Annotated in this window: 24 protein-coding genes, 1 tRNA gene, 1 pseudogene and 1 riboswitch; of the genes and pseudogenes, 19 read left to right on the plus strand and 7 right to left on the minus strand. The window is 71.0% G+C overall.

The annotated features are described in order from the left end of the window. From K206_RS38910 to K206_RS0121440, 4 genes and pseudogenes are all read left to right on the plus strand, one after another. Positions 1–209: pseudogene (locus K206_RS38910) on the plus strand (alpha/beta hydrolase); the annotation flags it as partial. 68 nt (positions 210–277) lie between these two features. Then, entirely contained in the window at positions 278–1,495 is a 1,218-nt protein-coding gene (locus K206_RS0121430) for a D-alanyl-D-alanine carboxypeptidase family protein (RefSeq protein ID WP_020423858.1), read from the plus strand. 16 nt (positions 1,496–1,511) lie between these two features. Beyond that, the gene (locus K206_RS0121435) at positions 1,512–1,814 is read left to right on the plus strand and encodes a YbeD family protein (RefSeq protein WP_020204442.1); all 303 of its coding nucleotides are present in this window, start codon (positions 1,512–1,514) and stop codon (positions 1,812–1,814) included. Between the two features lie 370 nt (positions 1,815–2,184). Further along, positions 2,185–3,378: a class I SAM-dependent rRNA methyltransferase gene (locus K206_RS0121440; RefSeq protein ID WP_020204443.1), complete on the plus strand. Its 1,194-nt coding sequence runs from the start codon at positions 2,185–2,187 to the stop codon at positions 3,376–3,378. A gap of 83 nt (positions 3,379–3,461) precedes the next feature. On the opposite strand, the gene K206_RS0121445 is transcribed toward K206_RS0121440, so the two are convergent. Further along, on the minus strand, positions 3,462–4,211 hold the full coding sequence (locus tag K206_RS0121445) for an SDR family NAD(P)-dependent oxidoreductase (RefSeq protein WP_020204444.1): 750 nt from the start codon (positions 4,209–4,211) through the stop codon (positions 3,462–3,464). 142 nt (positions 4,212–4,353) lie between these two features. Here K206_RS0121445 and K206_RS0121450 point away from each other — a divergent pair, with 142 nt between their 5' ends. Beyond that, positions 4,354–5,292, plus strand: a complete 939-nt coding sequence (locus K206_RS0121450; protein WP_020204445.1) for a LysR substrate-binding domain-containing protein — start codon at positions 4,354–4,356, stop codon at positions 5,290–5,292. A 206-nt stretch (positions 5,293–5,498) separates the two neighbouring features. Here K206_RS0121450 and K206_RS38915 read toward each other — a convergent pair whose 3' ends face one another. From K206_RS38915 to K206_RS38920, 3 genes are all read right to left on the minus strand, one after another. Next, positions 5,499–7,130, minus strand: a complete 1,632-nt coding sequence (locus K206_RS38915; RefSeq protein ID WP_020204446.1) for an EAL domain-containing protein — start codon at positions 7,128–7,130, stop codon at positions 5,499–5,501. Positions 7,131–7,804: 674 nt separating this feature from the next. After that, positions 7,805–8,506, minus strand: a complete 702-nt coding sequence (locus K206_RS0121460) for a glutathione S-transferase C-terminal domain-containing protein (RefSeq protein WP_020204447.1) — start codon at positions 8,504–8,506, stop codon at positions 7,805–7,807. Between the two features lie 240 nt (positions 8,507–8,746). Further along, on the minus strand, positions 8,747–9,637 hold the full coding sequence (locus tag K206_RS38920) for a LysR family transcriptional regulator (RefSeq protein ID WP_020204448.1): 891 nt from the start codon (positions 9,635–9,637) through the stop codon (positions 8,747–8,749). 96 nt (positions 9,638–9,733) lie between these two features. On the opposite strand from K206_RS38920, the gene K206_RS0121470 reads away from it, so the two are divergent. The 7 genes from K206_RS0121470 to K206_RS0121505 all read left to right on the plus strand — a co-directional run bounded on the left by K206_RS0121470 (position 9,734) and on the right by K206_RS0121505 (position 15,115). Next, complete coding sequence (locus K206_RS0121470) at positions 9,734–10,732, plus strand: NAD-dependent epimerase/dehydratase family protein (protein WP_020204449.1); 999 nt, start codon at positions 9,734–9,736, stop codon at positions 10,730–10,732. Between the two features lie 482 nt (positions 10,733–11,214). Then, positions 11,215–11,301 (plus strand) — tRNA-Leu (locus K206_RS0121480). A gap of 271 nt (positions 11,302–11,572) precedes the next feature. After that, positions 11,573–12,682, plus strand: coding sequence for a DNA alkylation repair protein (locus tag K206_RS0121485; RefSeq protein WP_029043906.1), 1,110 nt, complete (start codon positions 11,573–11,575; stop codon positions 12,680–12,682). A 125-nt stretch (positions 12,683–12,807) separates the two neighbouring features. Next, positions 12,808–13,059: a ParD-like family protein gene (locus tag K206_RS0121490; RefSeq protein WP_020204452.1), complete on the plus strand. Its 252-nt coding sequence runs from the start codon at positions 12,808–12,810 to the stop codon at positions 13,057–13,059. After that, positions 13,056–13,847, plus strand: a complete 792-nt coding sequence (gene map / locus K206_RS0121495; RefSeq protein WP_020204453.1) for a type I methionyl aminopeptidase — start codon at positions 13,056–13,058, stop codon at positions 13,845–13,847. The genes K206_RS0121490 and map overlap by 4 nt, the downstream gene beginning before the upstream one ends. 232 nt (positions 13,848–14,079) lie before the next feature. Continuing rightward, positions 14,080–14,268: a hypothetical protein gene (locus K206_RS38925; RefSeq protein ID WP_020204454.1), complete on the plus strand. Its 189-nt coding sequence runs from the start codon at positions 14,080–14,082 to the stop codon at positions 14,266–14,268. A gap of 148 nt (positions 14,269–14,416) precedes the next feature. After that, on the plus strand, positions 14,417–15,115 hold the full coding sequence (locus tag K206_RS0121505; protein WP_029043907.1) for a DUF2076 family protein: 699 nt from the start codon (positions 14,417–14,419) through the stop codon (positions 15,113–15,115). Between the two features lie 79 nt (positions 15,116–15,194). Here K206_RS0121505 and K206_RS0121510 read toward each other — a convergent pair whose 3' ends face one another. Further along, complete coding sequence (locus K206_RS0121510) at positions 15,195–15,959, minus strand: DUF899 domain-containing protein (protein WP_020204456.1); 765 nt, start codon at positions 15,957–15,959, stop codon at positions 15,195–15,197. A 120-nt stretch (positions 15,960–16,079) separates the two neighbouring features. Here K206_RS0121510 and K206_RS0121515 point away from each other — a divergent pair, with 120 nt between their 5' ends. Together K206_RS0121515 and K206_RS0121520 are read left to right on the plus strand one after the other, a co-directional pair. Then, the gene (locus K206_RS0121515; RefSeq protein WP_020204457.1) at positions 16,080–17,306 is read left to right on the plus strand and encodes a hypothetical protein; all 1,227 of its coding nucleotides are present in this window, start codon (positions 16,080–16,082) and stop codon (positions 17,304–17,306) included. Positions 17,307–17,342: 36 nt separating this feature from the next. Then, on the plus strand, positions 17,343–18,002 hold the full coding sequence (locus K206_RS0121520) for a DUF5074 domain-containing protein (protein WP_020204458.1): 660 nt from the start codon (positions 17,343–17,345) through the stop codon (positions 18,000–18,002). A gap of 19 nt (positions 18,003–18,021) precedes the next feature. On the opposite strand, the gene K206_RS0121525 is transcribed toward K206_RS0121520, so the two are convergent. Both K206_RS0121525 and K206_RS0121530 read right to left on the minus strand, forming a co-directional pair. After that, positions 18,022–19,326, minus strand: coding sequence for a voltage-gated chloride channel family protein (locus tag K206_RS0121525; protein WP_029043908.1), 1,305 nt, complete (start codon positions 19,324–19,326; stop codon positions 18,022–18,024). A gap of 87 nt (positions 19,327–19,413) precedes the next feature. Beyond that, positions 19,414–19,489, minus strand: a riboswitch (Fluoride riboswitch). Between the two features lie 63 nt (positions 19,490–19,552). After that, the gene (locus tag K206_RS0121530; protein ID WP_020204460.1) at positions 19,553–20,452 is read right to left on the minus strand and encodes a LysR family transcriptional regulator; all 900 of its coding nucleotides are present in this window, start codon (positions 20,450–20,452) and stop codon (positions 19,553–19,555) included. 117 nt (positions 20,453–20,569) lie between these two features. Between K206_RS0121530 and K206_RS0121535 the strand changes: the two genes are divergently transcribed. From K206_RS0121535 to K206_RS0121555, 5 genes are all read left to right on the plus strand, one after another. Next, complete coding sequence (locus K206_RS0121535) at positions 20,570–21,439, plus strand: class III extradiol ring-cleavage dioxygenase (protein ID WP_020423859.1); 870 nt, start codon at positions 20,570–20,572, stop codon at positions 21,437–21,439. Beyond that, positions 21,436–22,128 (plus strand): alpha/beta hydrolase, encoded by a 693-nt coding sequence (locus K206_RS0121540; RefSeq protein WP_020204462.1) that lies wholly within the window; start codon positions 21,436–21,438, stop codon positions 22,126–22,128. Before K206_RS0121535 ends, K206_RS0121540 begins: the two co-directional genes overlap by 4 nt. 72 nt (positions 22,129–22,200) lie before the next feature. Then, positions 22,201–22,749 (plus strand): RNA polymerase sigma factor, encoded by a 549-nt coding sequence (locus K206_RS0121545; protein ID WP_020204463.1) that lies wholly within the window; start codon positions 22,201–22,203, stop codon positions 22,747–22,749. 41 nt (positions 22,750–22,790) lie between these two features. Beyond that, a complete protein-coding gene (locus K206_RS0121550; protein WP_029043910.1) occupies positions 22,791–23,675 on the plus strand; it encodes a FecR family protein in 885 nt (294 codons plus the stop codon). A 157-nt stretch (positions 23,676–23,832) separates the two neighbouring features. Further along, on the plus strand, positions 23,833–26,217 hold the full coding sequence (locus K206_RS0121555; RefSeq protein ID WP_196812906.1) for a TonB-dependent receptor: 2,385 nt from the start codon (positions 23,833–23,835) through the stop codon (positions 26,215–26,217). Positions 26,218–26,292 lie beyond the last annotated feature (75 nt).

A 26,292-nucleotide genomic window follows, 5' to 3' on the forward strand; every position in this document is an offset into this window, starting at 1 on the left:
CCGCCCCCAGCCGCTGGCAGGTGGCCGGGGTGCCGGCCGACACCATCGTCATCCACGGCGAGCAGGACGAGACCGTGCCGCTGGCGAGCGTGTTCGACTGGGCGCGCCCGCAGGAGCTGCCCGTGATCGTGATTCCCGGCGCCGACCACTTCTTTCACCGCAAGCTGCACCTGATCAAGCAGCTCGTCGTCAATGCGTGGGAGCGGTGACGCGGCAGCGCTTCTGCCCGCCCCGCCCGCGCCTTGCCCGTACCCATTTTTTTGTCGGAAACTGAAACATGTTGAATAGAGCCACGCCGCTTCTCGCGTCCGCCAACACGTCCGTCCTGGCCGCCGCCGCCACCGCCGCCGTGGTCGGCGCCGCCACGCTGCTCGCCCCCGCGCCCGCGCGCGCCCAGGGCGTGCCAACGCCGCAGGTCGCGGCCAAGTCCTGGATGCTGTTCGACGCCACCAGCGGCCAGGCCCTGGCTTCGCAGAACGCCGACCAGCGCATCGAGCCGGCCTCGCTGACCAAGCTGATGACCGCCTACCTGGCCTTCGCCGCGCTCAAGGAAAAGCGCCTGACGCTGGAGCAGACCGTGGTGCCGACCACGCTGGTGCTCAAGGTCAAGAGCGACGAGTCGCGCATGTTCCTCGAACCCAACAAGCCGGTCAGCGTGCAGGACCTGCTGCTGGGCCTGATCGTGCAGTCCGGCAACGACGCCGCGCTGGCGCTGGCCGAAGCCGTGGGCGGCTCGGAAGAAGGCTTCGTGGCGATGATGAACCGCCAGGCCCAGCAACTGGGCATGAAGAACACCCACTTCACCAACACCGACGGCATCCCCGACCCGAACCACTACACCACGGCCAACGACCTGGCCACGCTGACCACGCGCCTGATCAAGGACTTCCCCGAGTACTACGGCATGTACTCGCAGAAGGAATTCACCTACAACAAGATCCGCCAGCCCAACCGCAACCGTCTGCTCTACATCGACCCGACCGTGGACGGCGTCAAGACCGGCCACACCAAGTCGGCCGGCTACTGCCTGATCTCGTCGGCCAAGCGCCCGCTGGCCAACGTGCCGAACGGTTCGCGCCGCCTGATCTCGGTGGTGATCGGCACCGCCACCGAAGCCGTGCGCACGCAGGAAAGCCTGAAGATCCTCAACTACGGCTTCCAGTTCTTCGACACGCTGCGCCTGTACGACCGCGGCCAGGTGCTGGCCACGCCGGACATCTACAAGGGCCGCGCGTCCACCATCAAGATCGGCGTCAAGGACGAGACCTTCATCACCGTGCCCAAGGGCACGGGCGCGCGCATCAAGCCGGTGCTGGAGCGCCAGGAGCTGCTGGTGGCGCCGATCGCCGCCGGCCAGCAGGTCGGCACCGTCAAGCTGATGGACGGCGCCACCAAGGTGGCCGAGTTCCCGGTGGTGGCGCTCGAGGAAGTGCCCGAGGCCGGCTTCTTCGGCCGCCTGTGGGATACCATCCGCCTGTGGTTCAAGCGCAAGTAAGCAGGAGGGCTTTGCCATGAGCACCGACGACCCCAAGGGCAGGCCGGGCGACATCCCGCCGTCCGAATCGCTGATCGAATACCCCAGCCATTTCCCCATCAAGGTGATGGGCAGCATGCAGGACGGCTTCGCCGAAGCCATCGTCACGCTGGTGCAGGAGTTCGACGCCGACTTTCACGCCGGCAAGCTGGAAATGCGCCCCTCGCGCAACGGCAACTACCTCGGCCTGACCATCACCGTGTGGGTCACCAGCCGCGAGCAGCTCGACGACCTGTACCGCGCGCTGACCTCGCACCCGATGGTCAAGATCGTGCTGTAGTTCGCGCTCCTCTCCTGCTTGCGGGAGAGGGCGCGGGGGTTGCGAATGCTGCCGTGCTGGAAAAAACCGGCGGCTTCGTTTCTCGCCTCTGCGCTGGACAAAACCGCTGGCCCCGCTTGATGTGGCTCCTAGCTAAACCGCCCCTCTCCCCGGCCCTCTCCCCGTGAGGGGAGAGGGGGAACACCTTGCCTGGGCCAGCTCTCGCGGTGTGGGCCCATTCGCGGCTTCGTCGATCGCCCCGGGGGTTCCTCCCCTCTCCCGCCCGCGGGAGAGGGGCCGGGGGAGAGGGCGGGGGCTTGCGAATGCCGCCGTGCCGAAAAAACCCCCGGCTTCGTTGCCCGCCGCTGCCAGCCCCAAAACCAAAAAAACCATGAACACCATCACCCTCAAGCCCGGCAAGGAAAAATCGCTGCTGCGCCGCCACCCCTGGGTCTACGCCACCGGCGTGGCCGCCACCGAAGGCCGTTGCGAGCCGGGCAGCACCGTGATCGTGCGCGCCGCCGACGGCCGCTTCCTGGCGCGCGCGGCGTACAGCCCCTCTTCGCAGATCCGCGCGCGGGTGTGGAGCTTCGACGAGAACGAGCCGGTCGACCACGCCATGTTCAAGCGCCGCGTGTCCGCCGCGCTCGCGCACCGCAAGCAGTGGGTCGCCGACAGCAACGCCGTGCGCCTGGTCTTCGGCGAGTCCGACCGCCTGCCGGGCCTGATCGTCGACTACTACGGCAGCGGCGCCGGCGGCCAGCTGGTGTGCCAGTTCAACTCGGCCGGCGTGGAAGCCTGGAAGGACGCGCTGGTGCAGGCGCTGGTCAAGGAAACCGGCTGCCCCAACGTCTACGAGCGCTCCGACGCCGCCGTGCGCGAGCGCGAAGGCCTGCCGCTGGTCACCGGCGTGCTGGCCGGCGCCGAGCCCGACCCGGCGCTCAACGTCACCGAGCACGGCGTGCGCTACTACGTGGACGTGCGCAACGGCCACAAGACCGGCTTCTACGTGGACCAGCGCGACAACCGCAAGCTGGTCGGCGACCTCGCCGCCGGCCGCGAGGTGCTCAACTGCTTCTGCTACACCGGCGGCTTCTCGCTGGCCGCGCTGCGCGGCGGCGCCACCGCCGTGACTTCGATCGACTCGTCGGGCGAAGCGCTCAAGACCGCCGCCGGCAACGTCACGCTCAACGGCTTCGACCCCGCGCGCGCCACCTGGCTCGACGCCGACGTGTTCAAGACGCTGCGCCAGTTCCGCGCCGAGGGCCGCCAGTTCGACCTGATCGTGCTCGACCCGCCCAAGTTCGCGCCGTCGGCCCAGCACATCGACCGCGCCGCGCGCGCCTACAAGGAGATCAACCTGGTCGGCATGCAGTTGCTGCGCCCGGGCGGCCTGCTGTTCACGTACTCGTGCTCGGGCGCGATCAGCATGGAGCTGTTCCAGAAGATCGTGGCCGGCGCGGCGACCGACGCGCGCGTCGACGCGCGCATCCTGCGGCGCCTGTCGGCCGGCACCGACCACCCGATGCTGGCGGCCTTCCCCGAAGGCGAATACCTCAAGGGCCTGCTGCTCGAAAAGATCTGAGGCCCCGGCGGCGCCGTTTCCGGCAATGCCAGGCAGCCCGCCCGCCGCGCCAGGCAGCGCGGCGGGCTTTTTCTTGCCGGGACTCAGACCTGCGCGAGCCCGCCGTCGACAAAGAATTCGGCGCCGTTCACGAAGCTGCTGTCGTCCGACGCGAGGAACAGCGCGGCGGCGGCGATCTCGGCCGGATCGCCGACCCGGCCGAGCGGCGTGGCGGCCGCCAGGTGGCCGTAGATCGCATCGGCCTGTCCTTCGGGCACCAGCCCGGTCAGCCCGGGCGTGCGCGTGGCCCCGGGGCTCAGCACATTGACGCGGATGCCGCGCGGCTTCAGGTCGAGGATCCACGAGCGCGCGAAGTTGCGCACCGCGGCCTTGCTGGCGCTGTACACGCTGAACGCTTCGGTGCCCGAGGAGCCGGCGGTGGAGCCGGTCAGGATCACCGAGGCGCCGTCCTTGAGCAGCGGCAGCGCCTTCTGCACCGTGAACAGGGTGCCCTTCACATTGGTATCGAAGGTGCTTTCGTAGTGCGCCTCGGTGATCGTGCCGAGCGGCGCGAACTCGCCGCCGCCGGCATTGGCGAACAGCACGTCGATCCGTCCCGCCTCCTGCCCGACCAGCGCGTAGAACCGGTCCAGGTCGTCGAGGCTGGCGACGTCGCCGCGCAATGCCGTGACATTGCCGCCGAGCTGCGCGACCGCGGCGTCGAGCGCATCCTGGCGGCGGCCGGTGATGAAGACGCGCGCGCCTTCGGCGACGAAGCGCCTGGCGGTGGCCAGGCCGATGCCGGAACTGGCGCCGGTGATGACGGCGATCTTGCCTTCGAGTTTGTTGCCCATGCTGCGATTCCTTGCGGTGTCTTGCGGCCTGCCACCATTGGCACGCCGGTGTGGGAGCAGAATAGGCCGCGCCCAGGTGCGGAACAAGGCAGCCTGCGGCAAGGGATTGTTCTATATTTGCAATAGTTCAAAGGAGCCACTTTTGCCCGCCGCCGCCGACCTGCCCGATTTCCCCGACGTGACCGACATGCTGCTGTTCGCCCAGGTGGTCGAGCACGGCGGCTATACCGCCGCCGCGCGCGCCACCGGCATGCAGGCATCGAAGCTGAGCCGGCGCGTCGCGGAACTCGAGGCGCAGCTCGGCGTGCGGCTGCTCCAGCGCACCACCCGCAGCGTCACCGTGACGGAGATCGGGCAGACGCTCTACCGGCATTGCGTGGCGCTGCAAAGCGAGGCGCGCGCGGCGCGCGAAGCCGTCGAGCGCGTGCGTTCCGCGCCGCAGGGCGTGGTGCGCCTCAGTTGTCCGCCGGGGCTGCTGCGCAGCGACGTGGCGGCCATCCTGTCGCGCTACCTGGCCGAACACCCGCTGGTGCGCATCGACCTGGTCGCCACCAACCGGCGCGTCAACGTGGTGAAGGAAGGGTTCGACATCGCCATCCGCGTGCGGCGGCCGCCGCTCGACGACTCCGACCTGGCCGTGCGGCCGCTCGGCGACTCGGCAATGGTGCTGGTCGCCAGCCCCCGCCTGCTCGCCTGCTACGGCCATCCGGCCACGGTGGCGGCGCTCGCCGGCCTGCCCACGCTGGGCACCGCGCGCATGGCCGACAAGCACGTATGGCCGCTGCGCGGGCCGGGCGGCGCGGAAGTGCCCTTTCATCACGTGCCGCGGCTGGCGACCGACGACATGTCCACCCTGCTGCACGCCGCCTGCGATGGCGCCGGCGTGGCATGCCTGCCCCACAACTTCGTGCAGCGCGCGCTCGACGAAGGCGCGCTGATCCGCGTGCTGCCGGAATTCCGCCTGCCGGTCGGCATCGTCCACGCGGTATTCCCGAGCCGGCGCGGGCTGGTGCCGGCGGTGCGCACGCTGCTCGACGCGCTCGTGCGCGGCTTCGGCACACCGGCCGCGGGCGGGCGCTAAGGCGATGCGCGCGCGGGCGCCTTCCGCTAGCGCGCCGCCCCGCGCCACCGTTTTCCGCGACGCGGCGGCCGACCTCGCGGCCCATCGCCGCCGTCATCACGCGCCGTCATCACGTCTTCATGCGAACGTCTTCGGTCCGTCACAAAACCTGCCTATAGTCCGCTGTGCGGATGCGGCATTGGCAGGTGTCCTTCCGCCTCTTCCTATCAGTCTTCGTGGTAGTTGCCCCGCGGCGTAGCGGGGCTTTTTTTTGCCTCGCCGGCGCTGCTCGGCAAGCGGCGCTGCCCCGCGCTCGCGTACCAGCGCGCGAATTCCAGCGGCGGCATCGGCCGCGCGTACAGGAAGCCCTGCATGAACGACACGCCGCGCGCGCGCAGGTAGTCGAACTGCACCGGCCGCTCCACGCCCTCCGCCACCAGCCCGGCGCCGAGGCGCTGCGCCAGGCCGATGATGGTGTCCAGCACCGGCGCGTTGCCCTGCTCCGGGTCGATGGCCTGCACGAAGCCCTTGTCGACCTTGAGCAGGTCGAACGGAAACCGCTGCAGGTACGACAGCGCGCAATAGCCGGTGCCGAAGTCGTCGATGGCCACGCGCACGCCCTCGGCGCGCAGGGCATGCAGGTTGCGCTGCGCCTGCTCCGGGTTCTCGACCAGGCCGCGCTCGGTGATTTCGAGCACCACCACCGGCTGGCGCGCCGACACCTCGGCCAGGAAGGCGCGCATGTCGGCCAGCAGGCCCGGGCTCGACAGGTGCTCGGCGGCGAGGTTGATGCCGAGGTGAAACCCGGGCCGGGTCTGCCAGCCGCGGAAATCGCGCGCCACCATCTCCAGCAGGTGCCGCGTCAGCGGCACGATGACGTGGGTCTGCTCCGCGGTGGCGATGAAGGTATCGGGACGCACCGGGCCCGTGCCCGGGCGGTCCCAGCGCAGCAGCGCCTCCGCGCCCTCGCAGCGGTCCTCGGCGGCGCTGTAGACCGGCTGGTACTCGACGCGGAACTCGCCGTCGCGGATGGCGCGCAGCAGTTGCTCGCGCTCCGAGCGCCGGCCCTGCTGCAGCCGGTGGCAGAGGAACACCAGCACGCCCGACAGCAGCACCGCGAACGGCATGAAACGCTGCAGCAACTCGTGCCACGCGGCGTACAGGCGCGCGCGCAGGCCGTGCACGCGCACGCCGATCCGGGTGCCCGACACGTCGGCGTCGCCCTCGAACAGCATCGAGGTCATCGCGCGGGTGGCCTCCGGCACGCCGCCGCGCAGGGCGATGCCGTCGCCCACGCGCAGCTCCAGGCTGTAGCCGCCGAGCGGCGCCACCGCCTGCAGCAGGTCGAGCAGGTGCTGGCCGTCGACGATGGTCAGCACCGAGCGCGCGCCGCCGGATTTCTCCACCAGCAGGGCCGGGCGGTCCGGCATCAGCGGCGAGCCGCTCACCATGCGGGTCCACGGCTTGCCGGGCACCCTGGCCGGGAACGCCTTGACCGAGGACAGCGGGTAGTCCACCGGGCCGTCGATCGACGAGCAATAGATGCGGTCGTGGTCGGTCAGCAGCACGGAGCGGAAATACGGCTCCAGCGAGCCCACGCGCGCCAGCTGGTTGGCGATCGGCGCGCACGGCTGCTCCGTCAGCGGCAGCAACTGGCCCGCCACCAGGCGCGCGTGCCCGAGTATGCTTTCCGCCCGGTTGCGCACGAGGTCGGCGACCTGCATCGCCTCGCGCCGCTCGTGGCGGCGCGCCTCGGTCCAGCTCAGCACCGCGCACAACAGCAGCGGCACGAGCGCGACGCAGGCCAGCAGCAGATGGCGGCGCCACGGCGGGCGGTCCGAGATGGCCGATTCGGACAAGATTGACTCCCTGTGATGAAAAGCGCCGGTGCCCGGCGAGCGGAGCGCGTCGCCCGGGCACGGCGCTCCGGCATGATCAAAGCCCGGCTATGGTACGGCGATGGCTTCGCAGCCGGTGAAATTGGCGCACGAGCGTGGCGCGCGGGCAGCTTGCAGATGTCTCGTCTCTTTTTATCGAACAGGAATTTTCCGATATCGTCCGATAAATTTCCGATAAATTTCCGATAAGCGTCCGACAGCGTCTGATCGAATATCCGGATCCGGTCCCGCGAAAACGGATGCCTTGCCGTTTTTTCAAGACACTGCCATCGCCATGAGGCGAGGTCAATCATATCTATGCCGGCATTGTGGATTCCCCTCATTGCCGGCGGCCATTCCCGCGCCAAATTGAACTCCGTTCTTCCATTTCGCCACTCCCGGTCTGATTTCGCGGCGAATTCTCCATGAAATAAGGCGGCCATAACTTCAATCGCGCGGGCAATTGATATAAAACAATCAATAAAGAAATTTCCAAAACGAATTCACGAATTGTTTTTAAACCTGGCATGGCGGGCGGCATGACGACCGCGGCACATTACCGGAAAATGCCGGCGGAAACGTCACCGAAAGCGGGACCGAAAGCACCGCCAGGAAGGACTCGCGGCCACGCGCCAGGAACCGAACGGCCCGCCGCCCTACCGCGCACCCTGCCCCATCGCCGCGCGCACGCCGTTGCAGTGCCGCACCAGGTTCGGCCGCGACAGCACGAAGCGCTTGAGCGGCGTGTCGATGTCGTAGCAATGGATGTTGGCGACGAAGCCGTAGATGCCCGCGTCGGTGCTGGCCGGCGCGTCGCCGAACAGGAAGGCCCGCTCGCCGATCAGGCGGGACACCACCGCAAGGTCGGCCATGCCCCGCGCATACACCTCGTCCCGCTCGTAGCGCCCGATGCCTTGGTAGTAATAGCGCTCGAAGTTGTACTGCCGCGCGGCGAGGAGCGCGTCCTCGGTGAGGTCGGCATGCGTGCGCAGCAGCGCCGCCATGAACGCCGGCCAGTAGCGCTCGTCGCGCCAGCGCGAATACGACATCACCCAGTACAGGTCGTCCAGCGTGCGCCGCACGAGGTGATCGAGGTCGCGCTGCGCGTCGGTCAGCGCCGCGTCGATGGACAAGCCGTAGTGCTGCGTCAGGTGGCGCACGATGGCGTCGCTGTCGCCAATGGCGTGGCCGTCGTCGTCCACGTAGGGCAACTGCGCGCGCGGCGCCGACCGCGCGTCGAGAATGTGGCGATGCCCGAACGCCAGCCCGCACAGCTTGAGGAAGGCAAAGACCTTGAGGCCGTAGGGATTGTTGTCCTCCACGCCGAACAGGTCCGGGTAGGAATAGAGTGTGATCACGCGGCGCTCCTTGCTGGCGGCCAGCCTGGCACGAGGGTCCCCGCAGTGTTCGGGAAATGGCCGCGCAAGGCAAGCACCAGCGCGGCGGGCGCGGCAGGCGGGCGCCCACGCCGCCACATTCGCCGGCGGCGCGGCGGCGCCGATGCCTGCGGCGTCACCTCATGCCCGCCAGTGTCGGCAAGAGCGGGGAAGAACGCACCAGCAATCCCGGCCGCCGCGCCAGACGCCCGCGGCCATGCATCAGGGCCGCGCGTAGGCCACCAGCCCCTCGACCAGCGCATCAAACGTGACCCGGCAGCGCGGGCTGTTGCGCAGGTCCTCGTGCATCGTCACCCAGGTGTCGAGCTGCATGGAGAACGCGCCTGGCAGTACCCGCGCCAGCGTGTCGTCGCGCGCGGCGAGCGCGGCCTGGCAGATGCCGATGCCGGCGCCGCTGCGGATCAGCGCGAGTTGCGCGAGGTCGCTGTCGGTGCGGATCGAGAACGCATCGCGGTCGAAGCCCGTGAAGGACCGGCTGGCCGCGCGCACGAACGCGCTCGGCTGGTCGTAGCCGATCAGCGCGTGCCCGGCCAGCTCGCTGACCCGGCGCGGCGCGCCATGCCGGGCGAGGTAGTCCTTGCGCGCGTGCAGGCCGATCTCGATGTTGCCGACGCGGCGGGCAAGCAGCTGCGCCTGCTCGGGCCGCATCATGCGCACCGCGATGTCGGCCTCGCGCCGCAGCAGGTCCTGCACCCGGTTGGTCAGGACCAGCTCGATCTTCAGTTCCGCGTGCCGGCGCCGCAGGCGCTCGACGATGGGCGGCAGCACCTCGACCCCGACCACCTCGCTGGCCGACACGCGCACCACGCCGCGCACGCCTTCGCCATAACCGGAGGCCGCGCGCTCGAGCGAGGCGGCCGTGCTGGCCATGATCTCCGCGTGGGCGCGCAGGCCCAGCGCCACCTCGGTCGGCGCGAGGCCGACCTGCGAGCGCGTGAACAGGGCCACGCCCAGCGCCGCCTCCAGCGCCGCGACGTGGCGCCCCACGGTCGGCTGGGTCAGGCCCAGTTCGCGCGCGGCGCCGGACAGCGAGCCGGCCTTCAGCACGCCGAGGAAGGAGCGGTAGAGTTCCCAGCCGATATTCGAGGTCATGCGTAAATGTATAGTGACTAGTCGGAATTCGGTAATTTTCGTTTAGCCCATCCGCTCGCAGAATACCGCCATCGACACGCCTTTTCGGAGAGCAAGATGGCAAACGGCAACACGGTCCTGGTTCTCGGCGCCACCGGCGGCGCTGGCGGCGAAGTGGCGCGCCAGTTGCGCGACGCGGGCTGGGACGTGCGCGCGCTCCGGCGCGGCGCGGCGCACGCCACCGGGCGCAGGGACGGCATCCTGTGGCTGCGCGGCGATGCGCTCGCCGCCGCGGACGTGGCCAGCGCCGCGGCGGGCTGCGCGGTGATCGTCCATGCGGTCAACCCGCCCGGCTACCGCAACTGGCAGCAGCTGGTGCTGCCGATGCTCGACAACACCATCGCCGCCGCCATCGCGCAGCGCGCGACCATCGTGCTGCCCGGCACGGTCTACAACTACGGCGCCGACGCCTTCCCCGTGCTGCGCGAGGACGCGCCGCAGCACCCGGCCACGCGCAAGGGCGCCATCCGCGTCGAGCTCGAGCGGCGCCTGGAACAGGCCAGCCGCGCGGGCGCCCGCGTCATCATCGTGCGCGCCGGGGACTTCTTCGGGCCGGGCGCCGGCAACAACTGGTTCTCGCAAGGGCTGGTCAAACCCGGGCAGCCGGTGAAGACCATCCGCTATCCGGGCCGGCGCGGCGTCGGGCACCAGTGGTCCTACCTGCCCGACGTCGCCCGCACGATGGTCGAGCTGCTCGCGCGCCGCGACACGCTCGACGCCTTCGCCGCGTTCCACATGGCGGGCCACTGGGACGCGGACGGCACGCAGATGAGCGGCGCCATCCGCCGCGTGGTGGCGCGCCGCACCGGCGCCGCGCCGCGCGTGGCCGCGTTCCCGTGGTGGCTGGCCGCGCTGGCGTCGCCGTTCGTGGCGACGCTGCGCGAACTGCGCGAGATGCGCTACCTGTGGAACACGCCCGTGCGCATGGACAACGCGCGCCTGCTGGCGGTGCTGGGACACGAGCCGCACACCCCGCTCGACGAAGCGGTGGAGGCGACGCTGGCCGGCATGGGGAACCTCGCGCCCGGCGGGCCGAAGGCAATGGCGGCGGCATGAGGCCGCGGACGGCGGCGCGAATGCTGCTCTGCACCGTACCGCGGTACGGGTTTATGCCGACTTTTCGCCGCCCCCGCGTTGCGGTCTACTGAACGCGCATCAAGACGTGGCTGGAGCGTGGACCCGTACCGCTGTGCTTGCCATCGCGGTGCCCGCCATCGACCTTCGGCCGTGGATTCCTATATCGGGAGACGACATGGTGACCAAGCAGGATGATGCCTTCGTTTTGAAGAACCTTCTCGCACTGGCAGCACTGGAAGCCCTCGGCGGCGCGATCGCGCTGGGGTTCGCGTTCAACCTCCTGACCTGACGCAGGGACAGCCCCGGGGAGCACGCCGGCCACGGCGCTGAGCGCGGCTCCCCACCCGCCGCAAGCCGGCGCAGGCGCAGGCCCATGACGGGACTTCGCCGGCGCCTTCCCGCCATCGCGAACCGGACGCTTGCAAATTTCCATGCCTTGGGTAAAATGCGCGGCTCAGCTTGCCCAGGTGGCGAAATTGGTAGACGCACTAGGTTCAGGTCCTAGCGGTGGCAACACTGTGGAGGTTCGAGTCCTCTCCTGGGCACCACGAAGCTGTATTGCAGTGAGAAAGCGCAGTGAGAAAGCAGTAAAAAAGCAGTGAGTAGGTAGCAACAAGCAATCCGTCAGAGCCCCGCAAAGCCTCGTGCCCGCGGGGTTTTCTGTTTTCCGGCGCCGGTTTTTCGCCACGCCACTCGCCACGCCCCGCCAGCCGCGCGCGCGCGCTTCACGCTCCCCGAAGTCTCCTGACAGAAACTGACAGCAGCCTGGTCTATGCTCCCGCCAGCAGACCGAACGGCGGTCTGACCGGCACGAGACCCATGACCAAAGCTGCGCCAGCTCCGCTGAAACTGGCAATGGACACGCAGCGCTTCCGCCAGCTGGCGAAGCGCCTGCGCGCCGTTGCGCCCGACTTCGACGACAAGACCTTTCTCTCGGTCGCGCTCGACGGCCTGGAAGACCTGACCCTGATGGCGCGCGTGCGCCAGGCGAGCGTGGCCATCCACGCGGCTTGCCCCGCCGGCTTCGACGGCGCGCTGCGCATGCTGACCGAAGCCGCGCCGCATATCGGCGCAGGCTTCATGTCGCTGGTGCCGCCCGACTACGTCGGGCAATACGGGCGCCATGCCGGACGCCGCGCGTTCGATGCCTCGATGAACGCGCTGAAGTTCTTCACGCAGTTCGGCACGTCGGAATTCGCGGTCCGGGAATTCCTGCGCGACGACCTGCCGCGCGCGCTCGCCATCATGGAAACGTGGTCCACGGACAGCAGCGACGCGGTGCGCCGCCTCGCCAGCGAAGGCAGCCGCCCGCGCCTGCCGTGGTCCTTCCGGCTCGGCGAGATAGAAGCCGACCCGGCGCTGACCGCGAACATCATCGACAACCTGCGCGCGGACGACAGCCTCTACGTCCGCAAGTCGGTGGCCAACCACCTCAACGACATCACCAAGCAGCACCCGGACTGGGTGCTGGACCGGGTCGAGGCCTGGCCCGCCGGCAATCCGCGCACCGCGTGGATCGTGAAGCAGGCGCTGCGCACGCTGGTCAAGCAGGGCAACCCGCGCGCGCTGGCGGCGATCGGCGCGGGCGCCGCGCCGCTGGTGGAGATCGGCCGGTTCGCCGTCACGCCGGCCAGCATCGCGCTCGGCGACGCGGTCACGCTGTCGTTCGAGCTGGTGTCGACCTCGCCGGCGCCGCAGCGGCTCGTGGTCGACTACCGGATCACCTACGTGAAGAAATCCGGCGCGACCTCGGCCAAGGTGTTCAAGCTCAAGGCACTGTCGCTGCCGGGCGGGCAGCGCGTGTCCGTGCGGCGCAGCCAGCATATCCGCGACTTCACCACGCGCACCCACTACCCGGGCCGCCACGAGGTCGAGCTGGTCGTGAACGGCCGGCGCATGGCGAGCGGGTTCTTCGATCTGCGCTGCTAGCAAGCCGTTTCGAGAAGATCGGCACGGCAAGTACCGCTTGCGGGCAAACCATCTGCGGCACCCTTGGCGCGGCCGCCGGCATCGTGTTAATATACGATTCGTTTACGTTTCGTATATTAAAAAACATGGGTATCGTCAAGATCTCGGACCAGATGCACGAGAACCTGCGCCTGAGCAGCAGTGCACTGTCCCGCTCCATCAACGCGCAGGCCGAGCACTGGATGCGCATCGGCATGCTGGCCGAGCTGTACCCGGCGCTGAACCACGCGCAGATCTGCCAGCTGCTCATGCGCGCCGAGCAGGCCGGCCATTTCGACCTGGCCGCCATCCTGGCCGACGAAGCGCCGCGCCTGGCCGCCGCCGGAGGTGCGCGATGAGACGCGGCGTTCCGATCAAGTCGCCGGCGGAAGTCGCCCGCGCCCGCGAGGCCGGCAAGCTGGCCGCCGACGTGCTGCGCATGATCGCGCCCCACGTGAAGCCCGGCGCCAGCACCGAGGACCTGGACCGCATCTGCCACGACTACATCGTCCACGAACTCAAGGTGACGCCGGCCAACATCGGCTATCACGGCTACCAGAAGACGCTGTGCGCGTCGGTGAACCAGGTGGTGTGCCACGGCATCCCGTCGCCGGCCAGGGTGCTCAAGGCCGGCGACATCGTCAACCTCGACGTGGCCATCATCAAGGACGGCTGGTTCGGCGACACCAGCCGCATGTACTTCGTCGGCGAGCCCGCGCCGCTGGCCCGCAAGCTGGTGCGCACCACCTACGAGGCGCTGCTGGCCGGCATCCGCCAGGTGCGCCCCGGCGCCACGCTCGGCGACGTGGGCCACGCGATCCAGACGGTGGCGCACCGCGAGGGCTTCAGCGTGGTGCGCGAATACTGCGGGCACGGCATCGGCACCATCTACCACGACGAGCCGCAGGTGCTGCACTACGGCAACCGCGGCGAAGGGCTGCGCCTCAAGGAAGGCATGGTGTTTACGATCGAACCGATGATCAACGCCGGCAAGCGCCACGTCAAGGAACTGCCCGACGGCTGGACCGTGGTGACGCGCGACCACTCGCTTTCCGCGCAGTGGGAGCACATGGTGGCGGTGACGGCGGACGGCGTGGAGATCCTCACGCCGTGGCCCGACGGCCCCGGCGAATACGAAGGCATCTAGCCGCGTCCGATGCGCGTGCGGCGCGCCGCGTCACAGCGGCGAAGCGCCCGAGCCCGCCACGGTGGCGACGGCCAGGCCCAGGCACTGCCCGCATCCGGGCGGCCGGGGAATTTGTGGACGGAAAACCGCTCGATTGTATGCGTCCGGCGGCGCGCGCCGCGCGAAGCGCCGCGCGCGAATGTGGCCGACCGCACCGTGCACGATATTTCCCTTGGCCGCCGGTTAACGGCGTATGCTGGATGCGCCCTCCGGCAAGCAATGCACCACCACGCCACAGGAGTACATCATGGCCAAGAGTCAACTACGCGGTAATCGCGAAGCCAAGAAACCGAAGCAGCCCAAGAAGCCCGCCGCGCCGGCCACCCCGTTCGGCGCCGTGCAGTCACGCGTCGGCAACGATGGCGCCGCCAAGAAGAAGTAGCCTCCCCCGCGCCGCGCCGGACCCGGCGCAGGCAGGCGCCGCCACACAGCCGCCGGTTTTGCATCCCGCCAGGTCTTGCCCGATTTAAGTCTTGCTTAAGACTCGGCCCCTAGACTGGGAGCACTCAACAACCCGGATAGGTGGTGCCATGACCCCCCAAGAGATGCAAGCGCTGGAAGGCTTCCTGAACCAGCTGACGCAGGCCCGCGCCGGCGCGAAGGACCCGCAGGCCGACGCGCTGATCGCCGAAGCCGTCGCCCGGCAGCCCGATGCCGCCTACCTGCTGGTCCAGCGCGCCATGCTGCTCGACCACGCGCTGGCCTCGGCCAGGACCCAGATCACCACGCTGCAAAGCCAGTTGCAGGCCGCCCAGGCCGGCGGCGCCAGCCGCTTCCTCGACACCGAGAACGCCTGGGGCGTCCACGCCAACGCCAACCCCAGCCCCGCCGCCGCGGCGCGCCCCGTCATGGCGCCGCCGCCCAGCGCGCCGGCACCGCTGCAGCCGGAACCCCAGGCCATGCCCGCGCAGGCGGCCCGGCCCGGATTCCTCGGCGGCGGCTTCGGCAGCGCGCTGGGCGGCATCGCCACCACGGCGGCCGGCGTGGCCGGCGGCGCGTTCCTGTTCCAGGGCATCGAGAGCCTGTTCCACCGCAACGGCGGCGGCGGCTTCCTCGGGCAGTCCGCCACGGGACAGGCGCCGACCGAGACCGTCGTCAACAACTTCTACGGCAGCGACGACCGCGCGCTGGCGGACGGGCGCGACACCGGCGTGGATGCCGCGCTGGACAACGGCGGCCTCGACGACGGCCTCGACGATTTCCTGGACGACGACTCGTTCAACGCCTGATCCGGCACGTCACGCGCGCGGCGCGGGCATCGCGCCGCGCCGCATTCCCGCCAGCCGCCGCCATCGCCGGAAGCCCTGCTCAACGCGCGCCGTATTCGTCATGGCGGCGCCACCACACGCCGGTCTCGTTGCGTCCCCTGGGCGCGCGGTCCAGCCACTGGTACATGCCCCACAGGCCGTCCAGCCCGCGCGCGTAGGTGGAATAGGTGTGATAGACCACGCCGTCCTCCAGCACGAACGCGCTCATGCCCGGCCGGTCGCGCGAGTAGGTGGGCGCGTCGGTGCCGCAACTGGCGGCGAAGCGCGCGACCGGCTCCGGCACCGGCGCCGCGTCCATCGCGTGGCCGCCGCGCCGGTAGTTGTATTCCACGTCGCCCGCGCGCTGCTGCGCCTCCGTGACCGCGACGTTGAAATCGAAGTTGAAGTCGCCGCCGAGCGAGGACGCCCACGGAAACGTCCAGCCCATGCGCCGCCGGTACGCCAGCAGCTTCGCCAGCGGCGCGCGCGACACCGCCGCCAGCATGACGTCGTGATGCGCCAGGTGGACGGCAAAGCCGTCGAAGCCGTCCGCGAGCGCCGAGCAGGACGGGCAGCCCGCCGTGTAGTCCGGGCCGAACATGAAGTGATAGACCAGCAGTTGCGAACGCCCGCCGAACAGGTCCGCCAGCGAGGCCGCGCCCGTCTCGGTCTCGAAGCGGTACGCCTTGTCCACGCGCACCCACGGCAGCGCCTGCCGCTGCCGCGCCAGCGCGTCGCTGCGCCGCGTCAGCGCCTTCTCCTCCTCCAGCAGCGCAAGCCGCGCCGCCAGCCATTCCTCGTGTGTTCCGGTGATGTGCGTGGTCATGGTTCGTCCTCCTTGGCTTGGCCCGCGGCGCCGCATCCGGCGCGCCGGCCGATGGATGGTCGTGTGCTAGATTAGCCCCGGACATCGAACGGCGGGAGTGACAAGCGTGGCGGGATTCCGATGGACTCGCTGATCACGGCGGCAGCGCGCGCGCTCGCGGCCGGCGATCCGCTCGGCGCGCTCAACCGGATCGCCCTGCGCGACGACGCGCCCGCGCTCGCGCTGCGCGGCATCGCGCTGGCGCAGCTCGGCGATTTCGCGCGCGCGCGCGCGCGGGCGCTGGTGCGCGGCGCCGCGCGCGCCTTCGGCCCGCAGGAAGCCGTGGCGCGCGCGCGCTGCGTGGTCGCCGAGGCCGAGATCGCGCTGGCCGCGCGCGACCTGGGCTGGCCCGCCCGCGCGCTCGACGCGGCGCGCGCCACGCTCGCCGCGCACGGCGACCCGGTCAACGCCGCGCATGCGGGTTATCTCGCCATCCGGCACCTGCTGCTGACCGGCCGCGTCGACGCCGCCGGGCACGCGCTCACCGCGCTCGACCCCGCGCCCCTGCCGCCCGCGCTGCGCGCCGCCCACGAACTGATCGCCGCGGGCATCGCGCTGCGGCGCCTGCATGCGCGGGCCGCGCGCGCCGCGCTCGCCCGCGCCAGGCTCGCCGCGCGCGACGCGGGCATCCCCGCGCTGCTGGCGGAAGTCGAACACGCCGGCGCCGTCCTCGACACGCCCGCCGCGCGCGTGGTCGCGCATGGCGAGTCGCGCCCCGTGCTGCTCGATGAAGTGGAAACGCTGCTGGCATCGCCGGCGCTGGTGGTGGATGCCTGCCGCCACGCGGTGCGCGACGCCGGCCACGCGGTCTCGCTCGCCACGCGCCCGGTCCTGTTCGCGCTCGCCCGCGCGCTGGCCGAGGCGTGGCCCGCCGACGTGCCGCGCGACACGCTCATCGCGCAGGCCTTCCGCACCCGGCACGCCGACGCCTCGCACCGCGCGCGGCTGCGCGTCGAGATCGGCCGGCTGCGCGCGTTGCTGCGCGCGCTGGCCGGCGTGGACGCCACGCCGCGGGGCTTCGTGCTGGCGCCGCGCAACACGCGCGAAGTGGTCCTGCTGGCGCGCCCGGTCGAGGACAAGCACGCCGCGCTGCTGGCCTGCCTCGCCGACGGCGAATCGTGGTCCAGCTCCGCGCTGGCGCTCGCGCTCGGCGCCAGCCAGCGCACCGTGCAGCGCGCGCTCGACGCGCTGGCCGCCGCCGGCAAGGTGCAGCCGTGCGGCCACGGCCGCGCGCGCCGCTGGATGACCCCGCCCGTGCCCGGATTCGCGACGGCCTTGTTACTCCCCGCGCCGCTGCCGAGTGAGTAGGATGCACTCCACCACCGCGTGACCACGAGGACAGACATGAAACCATCCGCAGCCGAAATCCTCCGCGAATACGGCCCTTTCCCCGGCGTCGACCAGATCGGCGGCGTCACCTACGACGGCCGCCACGTCTGGTTCGCCAGCGGCGACAAGCTCAACGCCCTGGACCCGGCCAGCGGCGAGACCGTGCGCGCCATCGCGGTCCCCGCGCACGCCGGCACCGCCTTCGACGGCCGCCACCTGTTCCAGATCGCCGAAGACCGCATCCAGAAGATCGACCCGCAAAGCGGCCGCGTGCTCGCCACCATCCCGGCGCCCGGCGGCGGCGCCGTCTCGGGCATGGCATGGGCCGAAGGCACGCTGTGGGTCGGCCAGTACCGCGAGCGCAAGATCCACCAGGTCGACCCCGAGACCGGCGCGGTCCTGCGCACCATCGCGTCGAGCCGCTTCGTCACCGGCGTCACCTGGGTCGACGGCGAACTCTGGCACGGCACCTGGGAAAACGAGCAGAGCGACCTGCGGCGCATCGATCCGCAAACCGGCGAAGTGCTGGAACAGCTCGACATGCCGGCCGGCGTCGGCGTGTCCGGGCTCGAGTCCGACGGCGCGGACAGGTTCTACTGCGGCGGCGGCAACAGCGCCAGGCTGCGCGTCGTGCGCCGGCCCGCGCGCGGCGCGGCCGGCGCCGCGGACGAATGAGCGGGCGCGGGCGCCGCGCTCAGTGTTTCTCCGCGGCATCCCTCTCGGCGCGCTGGAAAGCCGGCACCTCGGACAGCCGCAACCCCTCCGGCACGCGCGCGCGCTTGGCATGGCCGACGCGCTGCGCGGGATAGATGCCGGTGTGGCCCGAGAACAGATAGCTCACCACGCAGGCGATGCCCGCGAACACGCCCACCTCCGGGCCGAACAGTTCCATCGCCATGATGGTCGAGGCGATCGGCGTGTTGGCCGCGCCGGCGAACACCGCGACGAAACCCGCGCCGGCCAGCAGCGGCACCGGCAGCGGCAGCACGTAGGCCAGCGCGTTGCCGAGCGTGGCGCCGATGTAGAACAGCGGCGTCACCTCCCCGCCCTTGAAGCCCGAGGCCAGCGTCGCCACCGTGAACGCCATCTTGCCGGCGAAGTCGTAGGCCGGCAGCGGCCCCTGGAACGCCGCCACGATGGTCGGGATGCCCAGCCCCAGGTATTTGTCGGTGCCGATCAGCATGGCCGCGCCCGCGACCACCGCGCCGCCCAGCAGGGGCCGCAGCGGCCCGAACGCGACGCGGCGCTTGAGCGCGCGCGACAGGCGGTGCGTGGCCTCGGCGAACGTCATGCCGGCCAGCCCGAAGACGATGCCCGCCAGCACCATCGCGCCCAGCGTCAGCGGCCCGGGGTGCGGCACGAACGGCACCGCGTACGCGGTGTGATGCACGCCCAGCAGCGGCGGGATCAGGTCGCCCACGATGGCCGCCACGAAGCACGGCAGGATCGCGTCATAGCGCAGCCGCCCGATCGCCAGCACCTCCAGCCCGAACACCGCGCCGGCCAGCGGCGTGCCGAACACCGAGGCAAAACCCGCGCTGATGCCCGCCATCAGCAGGATGCGGCGCGCCTGCGCGCCGAGCCGGAACAGCCGCGTGAGGTAGTCGGCAAAGCTGCCGCCCATCTGCACCGCCGTGCCCTCCCGCCCCGCCGAGCCGCCGAACAGGTGCGTGACCACGGTGCCGGCGAGAATCAGCGGTGCCATGCGCTTGGGCACGATGCGCTTGGGGTCGTGGATCTCGTCGATGAGCAGGTTGTTGCCGCCCTCCACCGACTGTCCCAGGTAGTGATAGGCCAGCCCGACCGCGAGGCCCGCGAACGGCAGCAGCCACAGCAGCCACGGATGCGACACGCGCGTGGCCGTGGCCCAGTCCAGCGCGACCAGCAGCGCGGCCGAGCCGGTGCCGGCAAGCACGCCGGCGGCGGACGCGAGAACGAGCCAGCGGCCCAGGTAAGGCAGCATCGCCAGTTGTTCCGGCGGAACGAATGTTTTCTTCATGATGACCAGATTCGCAGAACACAAACCTGGACGGCGGGACGCCGCATGGTGATCGCACAGACGCGAGCCTACGACTTCCCTGTCCAGGAACTCGTAGGCATCATCAGCCGACAAGGTTGCTGCCGTCGGCGGTTAAGGGAGGCATGCCATCTCCGCAAGCTGTGCATTTTGCCGCAGCCCGATGCCGGGCGCAAGCGCCCGGCGCGCGCCAGGCCAGCCGGCCGGGTCAGTCGTCCCAGCGCACGCCCGCGAAGCGCTCCACGAGGTAGTTGACCAGCGCCCGCACCTTGGGCGGCAGGTGCTTGCGCGACGGATACACCGCGTAGATGCCGAGCTCGATGGCGCGGTAGCCCGGCAGGATTTCCACGAGATCGCCGCGCCGGATGTCGTCGGCCAGCATGAAGCTCGGCTGCAGCAGGATGCCGCCGCCGCTCAGGCCGATGGCGCGGCAGGTGTCGCCGTTGTTGCAGCGTACCGCCGGCTGCGTCTGCACCGTGGCCTCGCCCGCCGGGCCGGTGAGGGTCCATTCGTTGCGCGAGGCGAAGTGGCTGTACGCGATCACCTTGTGCGCCAGCAGGTCCGCCGGCCGCGCCAGCGGCGGATGCCGCGCCAGGTACGCCGGCGCCGCGCACAGGCGCATGCGCGTGCTGGCCAGCCGGCGGCCCACCAGTGACGAATCCTCCATGCGCGCGATGCGCACCGCCACGTCAAACCCCTCCTCCACCAGATCCACCACGCGGTCGTTGAGGCTGATGTCGAGCTCGATCTTCGGGTGCGCGCGCATGAAGTCCGCCCACAGCGGCGCGAGGTGCGCGATGCCGAAGCTCAGCGGCGCGTTGACGCGCAGCACGCCCGCCGGCTCCTCCGAGCCGGACGCCGCCGCGCCCTCGGCCGCGTCCATCAGCGCCAGCACGTCGCGCGCCTGCTGGTAGAAGATGCGCCCCTCCTCGGTCAGCGACAGCCGCCGCGTGGTCCGGTGCAGCAGCCGCACGCCGAGCCGCGCCTCCAGCGCGTTCACGTAGCGCGACACCGCCGCCTTGGACATGGCCAGCGGCTCGGTGGCGGCGATGAAGCTGCCTTTGTCCACCACCGTGCAGAACACCTGCATCTCGAGGGCGCGATCCATTTGTTCACCTGCCTTTATCTCACCTGCCGGGATGATTTGTCGCATTAGACCATCTTTATCCCTGCAACCGAATCTATACACTCGGAATCACGTTCCCACCGATTTGCAGAGGCCCCCATGAACACCCCGATGCAGCATGCATCCCCGGTTCTCTTCGTCTCCCACGGCGCGCCCACGTTCGCCATCGAACCGGGCCTGGCCGGCGCCAGCCTCGCCGCGCTCGGCCAGGTGCTGCCGCGCCCCGGCGCCGTGGTCGTGATCTCGCCGCACTGGCACACGCGCGGCGGCGTGCGCATCGGCGCCAGCGCCGCGCCGGCCACCATCCACGACTTCGGCGGCTTCCCCGAAGCGCTGTACCGGCTGCAATACCCCGCGCCGGGCCAGCCCGCGCTGGCCGCGCGGATCCAGACGCTGCTCGGCGCCGCCGGCTGGCCCGCCACGCTCGATCCGCAGCGCGGGCTCGACCACGGCGCCTGGGTGCCGCTGATGCACCTGCTGCCCGCGGCGGACGTGCCCGTGGTGCAGGTCTCGCTGCCCGCGCCGCTCGCGCCGGCCGACGCGCTGCGCCTCGGGCAGGCGCTGCGGCCGCTGCGCGAGCAGGGCGTGCTGATCGTGGCATCGGGCAGCCTCACGCACAACCTGTACGAGTTCCGCGCGTCGCGCGACGGCTCGCCGGAGGCGGCCGGCGATGTGGCCAGCTATGTGGTCGACTTCGCGCGCTGGACCGCCGGCGCGCTGCGCGACAGGCAGCGCGACAAGCTGCTGGCCTACCGCGACCTCGCGCCCGGCGCCGCGCGCGCGCACCCGACCGACGAGCATTTCCTGCCGCTGTTCGTCGCGCTCGGCGCCGCCGGCGAAAACTACACGCTGCGTGTGCTCGACGGCGGCATCACGCACGGCGTGCTGTCGATGGACAGCTATCTGTTCGACGGCCCGCCGGCGCAAACCCAATCCACGCAGCCCGAGCAACGCGAGGTGGCCGCATGAACGACGCGAACGGAATCGCCAGCCTCGAACTGGAACCCCACTCCGGCCTGCACTACCGCCGCGCCTGCCAGCCGCAAGCGCCGCGCGCGCGGCTGGTGCTGCTGCACGGCGTGGGCGGCAACGAAACCAACTTCGCCGGGCTGGAAAGCGACTGGCCCGACGGCCTCGAAGTGCTGCTGCTGCGCGCGCCGCTGCGCATGGGGCCGTCCGGCTTCGCGTGGTTCCCGGTCAGCTTCACCGCCGGCGGCCCGGTCATCGACGCCGCGCAGGCCGAAGCCAGCCGCGCGCGCGTGCTGCGCTTTCTCGACGCCCTGCCGCCGCTACCCACCGTCGTCGCCGGCTTCAGCCAGGGCGGCATCGTCAGCGCCAGCGTGGGCCTCAGCGCGCCGCACAAGGTCAGCGGCTTCGGCCTGCTCAGCGGCCGCATCCTGCCCGAGATCGAACCGCATATCGCCCCGCCCGAGGCGCTGCGCACGCTCGACGCCTTCGTCGCCCACGGCCGCCACGACGACAAGCTGCCCGCGTTCTGGGCCCAGCGCGCCGACGCGCTGCTGGCGCGCCTCGGCGTGCGCCGCGAGACCCGCCTCTACGACATGGGCCACGAACTGGTCCGCGCGGAGATCGCCGATTTCGCGCAGTGGCTGCGCCAGACCCTCGATCTCGGTTCGCCGCGCGCGGGCCGGGCATGAATACATCGCACAAATGACAATCATTCGCATTTATAATCGTGCACACCTCGACAGAACCAGGTTCTCCCGGCCGTGCTACGCGACCCCGCCCACCTCACGCTGTTCGCCACCCTGATACGGCACTATGACGACCTGGTCGACCACGTCCGGCGCCGCTTCGGCGACCGCCATTTCGCCCGCGACGTGGTGCAGGACGTCTGCGTGCAGGTGCTGGAGCGCCCGCCGGCCGGCATCGTCGCCAGGCCGCTGGCGTTCCTGCGCCACGTCTCCACGCACCGCGCGATCGACCGCTACCGCGCCGAGCAGGCCCGCCAGCAGGCGCTGGACGAATGGGCCGCGGTAACGCAGGCGCATGGCGCGAGCGCGCCGGACGGCGCCCAGGCACTGGCGTTCCGCCAGCAGGTGGACCGGCTCGCGGCGTGCATCGCCGCCCTGCCGCCGCGCTGCCGGGACGCCTTCGTACTGCACCGGCTGCACGACCTGCCGCAGGACGAGGTGGCCGAGCGGCTCGGCATCTCGCGCGGCATGGTGGCGCGCCACATGGCGCGCGCCATGGCCCTGCTCGCGCCGGCGCTTGACGAACTGGCCGCCAGCGCCCAACCTCCGGGGTCCGCCTCATGAAGCCGATTGCCGCGCCAGCCCGGGCCAGATCCGACGCGCCCATGACCGAACCATCCCCGCCCTCCTCCCAGCCATCCCGGCCATCCCCGCCATCTCCGCCCGCGCCGGCCGATCCGCTCTCGCCGTACCAGCAGGCGCTGCGCGAGCGCTTCCCGTCGGTGGAGGCCATCACGCAGGCCGCCCAGGCGCGCCGCGAGCGCCGGCGCCGCGCGCGGGCCGGCACCGCCGCGTGCGCCGCGCTGCTCGCCGCGGCGCTGTGGGTGGCCGATCCCGCATACCGCACCGATCACGTTACCGCCGCGGCCGGCCAGCCCGCCACGCAGGTGCTGGCCGACGGCAGCGAGATCGAGCTCGACCGCGGCAGCCGCGTCGACGTGGCCTGGCACCTGCGCTCGCGCCGGCTCACGCTGGCCGCCGGCGAGGCGCTGTTCCGCGTCGCCCACGGCCCGCGCGCATTCACGGTGCAGGCCGGCGACACGCGCGTGCGCGACATCGGCACCGTGTTCGACGTGCGCCGGCATGACGGCAGCACGCGCGTGGTGGTGCTCGAAGGCGCCGTGGAAGTCAGCGCCGGCGGCGGCACGCGCCGCGTCGGCGCCAACCAGCGGGTGGACGTGCCTGACGGCGGCGCGCCGTCGGCGGCCAGCCGCGTCGACGCCGAGCGCATCACCGCCTGGCGGCGCGGCAAGCTCTCGTTCGACGGCCTGACGCTGGCCGAGGCGGTGCGCGAGATGCAGCCGTTCACCGCGCGCCGCATCGTCATCGACGACAGCCGGGCGGCGGCGCTGCGCCTGTCCGCCGAGTTCGACCGTGACCAGGCCGACGCCATGCTGCCGCTGCTGCCCGGCATCCTGCCCGTCACGCTGCGCACCGCGGCGGACGGCAGCGCGCACCTGGCGCTGCGGGCCGGACAGGGCGGCAACTAGCGGCGGCCGGCGAACATCGGCAAACCGCGGCGGCGGCGAACCCCGGCCGCCGCCGCGCACCCGAAAATTTTTTCCGCGCGCAGGTGTACATCCCGCGCCTCCCGTTCGGCAACTCTCTGACAAGGCCGGATGCACCGGCCGAATTCGGGAGAAATCATTGAAGCCGATCGTTCGTAACCAGCCCGCGCGCCGCCCGGTGGCGCGGCTGTTGTCTCTGGCCGTGCCGGCCGTGGCCGCGCTGTTCGCCGCCGGCGCCATCGCGCAGAGCGCCGCGCTGGCGGTCGACCTGCCCGCGCAGCCGCTGGCGCAATCGCTCGCGGCGCTGGCGCGCCAGGCCGACGTGCAGATCCTGTTCTCGACCGCGCTGGCCGAAGGCCACCGCGCGCCGGCCGTGCGCGGCTCGCTCAGCGTGGAAGACGCGCTGGGCCGCCTGCTGGCCGGCTCAGGGCTGCGGCTGGTGGCCAACAGTCCGCGCACCTACACCATCGTCGCCGCGCCGGCGCCGGGCGCCGAGGCCACGCTGCCGCCCGTCACCGTGCGCGCGCTGGCCGACCAGCCCGAGCCGCCCGCCGGCCTGGCCTACCGCGCGGACAGCGCCAGCCTCGGCGCCCTGGGCAACAAGGCGCTGCTCGACACGCCCTACAGCGTGGACGTGGTCACGCGCGCGCTGATGGACAACCAGCAGGCGGGCTCGCTGGTGCAGGCGCTCAAGAACGACGCCTCGGTCTCGCCCACCAGCAACAACATCGGCGGCCTGTCCTCGCAGATCGCCATCCGCGGCATCGGGCTGGACCTGCTCAACGGCCGCAAGATCGACGGCCTCAACGTCTTCGGCTGGAGCGGCGACCTGCCGCTGGAGCACTTCGAGCAGCTGCAGGTGCTGCGCGGCGCCACCGGCTTCCTCTACGGCTTCGCGCAGCCCGGCGGCACGGTCAACTTCGTCAGCAAGCGCCCCACCGACACGCCCGTGCGCAGCGTGCTCACCTCCGTCACCGGCAGCGGCACCTTCCTGCTGGCCGGCGACCTCGGCGGGCGCTTCGGCCCCGACGACCGCTTCGGCTACCGCGCCAACCTGGTCGGCGAGGAAGGCGACAGCTATGTCACCGACGGCGGGCGCGTCAAGCGCGGTTCCGCCTCGCTGGCGCTGGACTGGCGCATCCTGCCCAACCTGGTCTGGAGCGCGGACGCGCTGGGCATGGACCGCGTGGTCAAGGGCTCCTCCACCTGGGGCCTCTTCCCCAACGCCAGCGGCACCGACAGCGACTTCACCGTGGCGCAGCCGCCCGGCCCGATCCGCGGCAGCAAGCGCATCTTCTCGCCGTTCACCAGCTACGAGACGCGCGCCAAGGTCTACGGCACCGCCGTCGACTGGGGCTTCGCCGAAGACTGGAACGCGCGCCTGGCCTATCGCGGCTCGGTCATGGACCGGGTCTACCTGAACGGCTCCGTCTACGCCAACGCGCAGGGCGACTACACCGAGGCCCAGTACGGCGGCACCGACCGCTTCAAGACCGACGACGCGCAGGCGCTCGTCACCGGCAAGGCGCGCACCGGCTTCGTCTCGCACGACCTCGCCTTCGGCCTGTCCTACGGGCGCACCCGCTCCTACTATTCGAGCGTGTCGAACTACGCCGTGCTCGGCACCGGCAACCTCGCCGACCCGGGCAATTTCGCCAACCCCGGCATCGCCGCCGAGCCCGCCGACACGCTCGGCAGCTACGCCGCGCAGCGCGCCGTGTTCGCCTCGGACACGCTCCATCTCGGCCAGCACTGGGACGTGGTGGCCGGCGTGCGCCGCAACAGCATCAAGGACACCATCAACCATTACGACAAGAGCGCCACCACGCCCACGGCGGCGCTCATCTTCAAGCCGGTGAACTGGCTGTCCACCTACGGCAGCTACGTCGAGTCGCTGGAGCAGGGCTCGACCGCGCCGCTGTCCGCGGCCAACGCGCAGGAAGTGTTCGCGCCGCTCAAGAGCAAGCAGATGGAAGTGGGCGTCAAGGCCGAGCGCGCCAACTGGTCAGCCAACGCCGCGCTGTTCCGCATCAAGCGCGGACTCACGTACACCAATGCGTCGAACGTGTTCACGCAGGACGGCGAAGCGCGCTACGACGGGCTGGAACTGTCCGCACGCGCGCAGGTGACGCCGCTGTGGCTGGTCAGCGCCAGCATGCTGTTCCTCAACGCCCGCAACGAAAACGTCGCCCAGGAGCTCAACGGCAAGCGCGTGGACGGCACGCCCAAGCAGCAGGCCGCGCTGTACACCGAATACCGCCTGGCGGACACCGGCTTCACGCTCACCGCCGGCCTGCAGTACTATGGCGCGCGCCCGATCGACGCCGCCAACACCGCGTCGGTGCCCTCGTACACGCTGCTCGACGCCGGCGTGCGCTACGTCACGCGCGTGGCCGGCAAGCGCGCCACGGTGCGTTTCAACATCGACAACCTCGCCGACCGGGCGTACTGGCTCACCAGCGCCTCGTACCTGACGCAAGGCGCGCCGCGCACCTTCATGCTGAGCGCGCAGGTCGATTTCTGACCCTTCCCTCCCCGCCGCGCCGGCTGCCTCCGCCGCCGGGCGCGAACCCCGCCGCCGGTGCGCCGTCGCGTGCCG

It is taken from the genome of Cupriavidus sp. WS (assembly GCF_000395345.1).
GTDB classification, from domain to species: Bacteria; Pseudomonadota; Gammaproteobacteria; order Burkholderiales; family Burkholderiaceae; genus Cupriavidus; species Cupriavidus basilensis_B.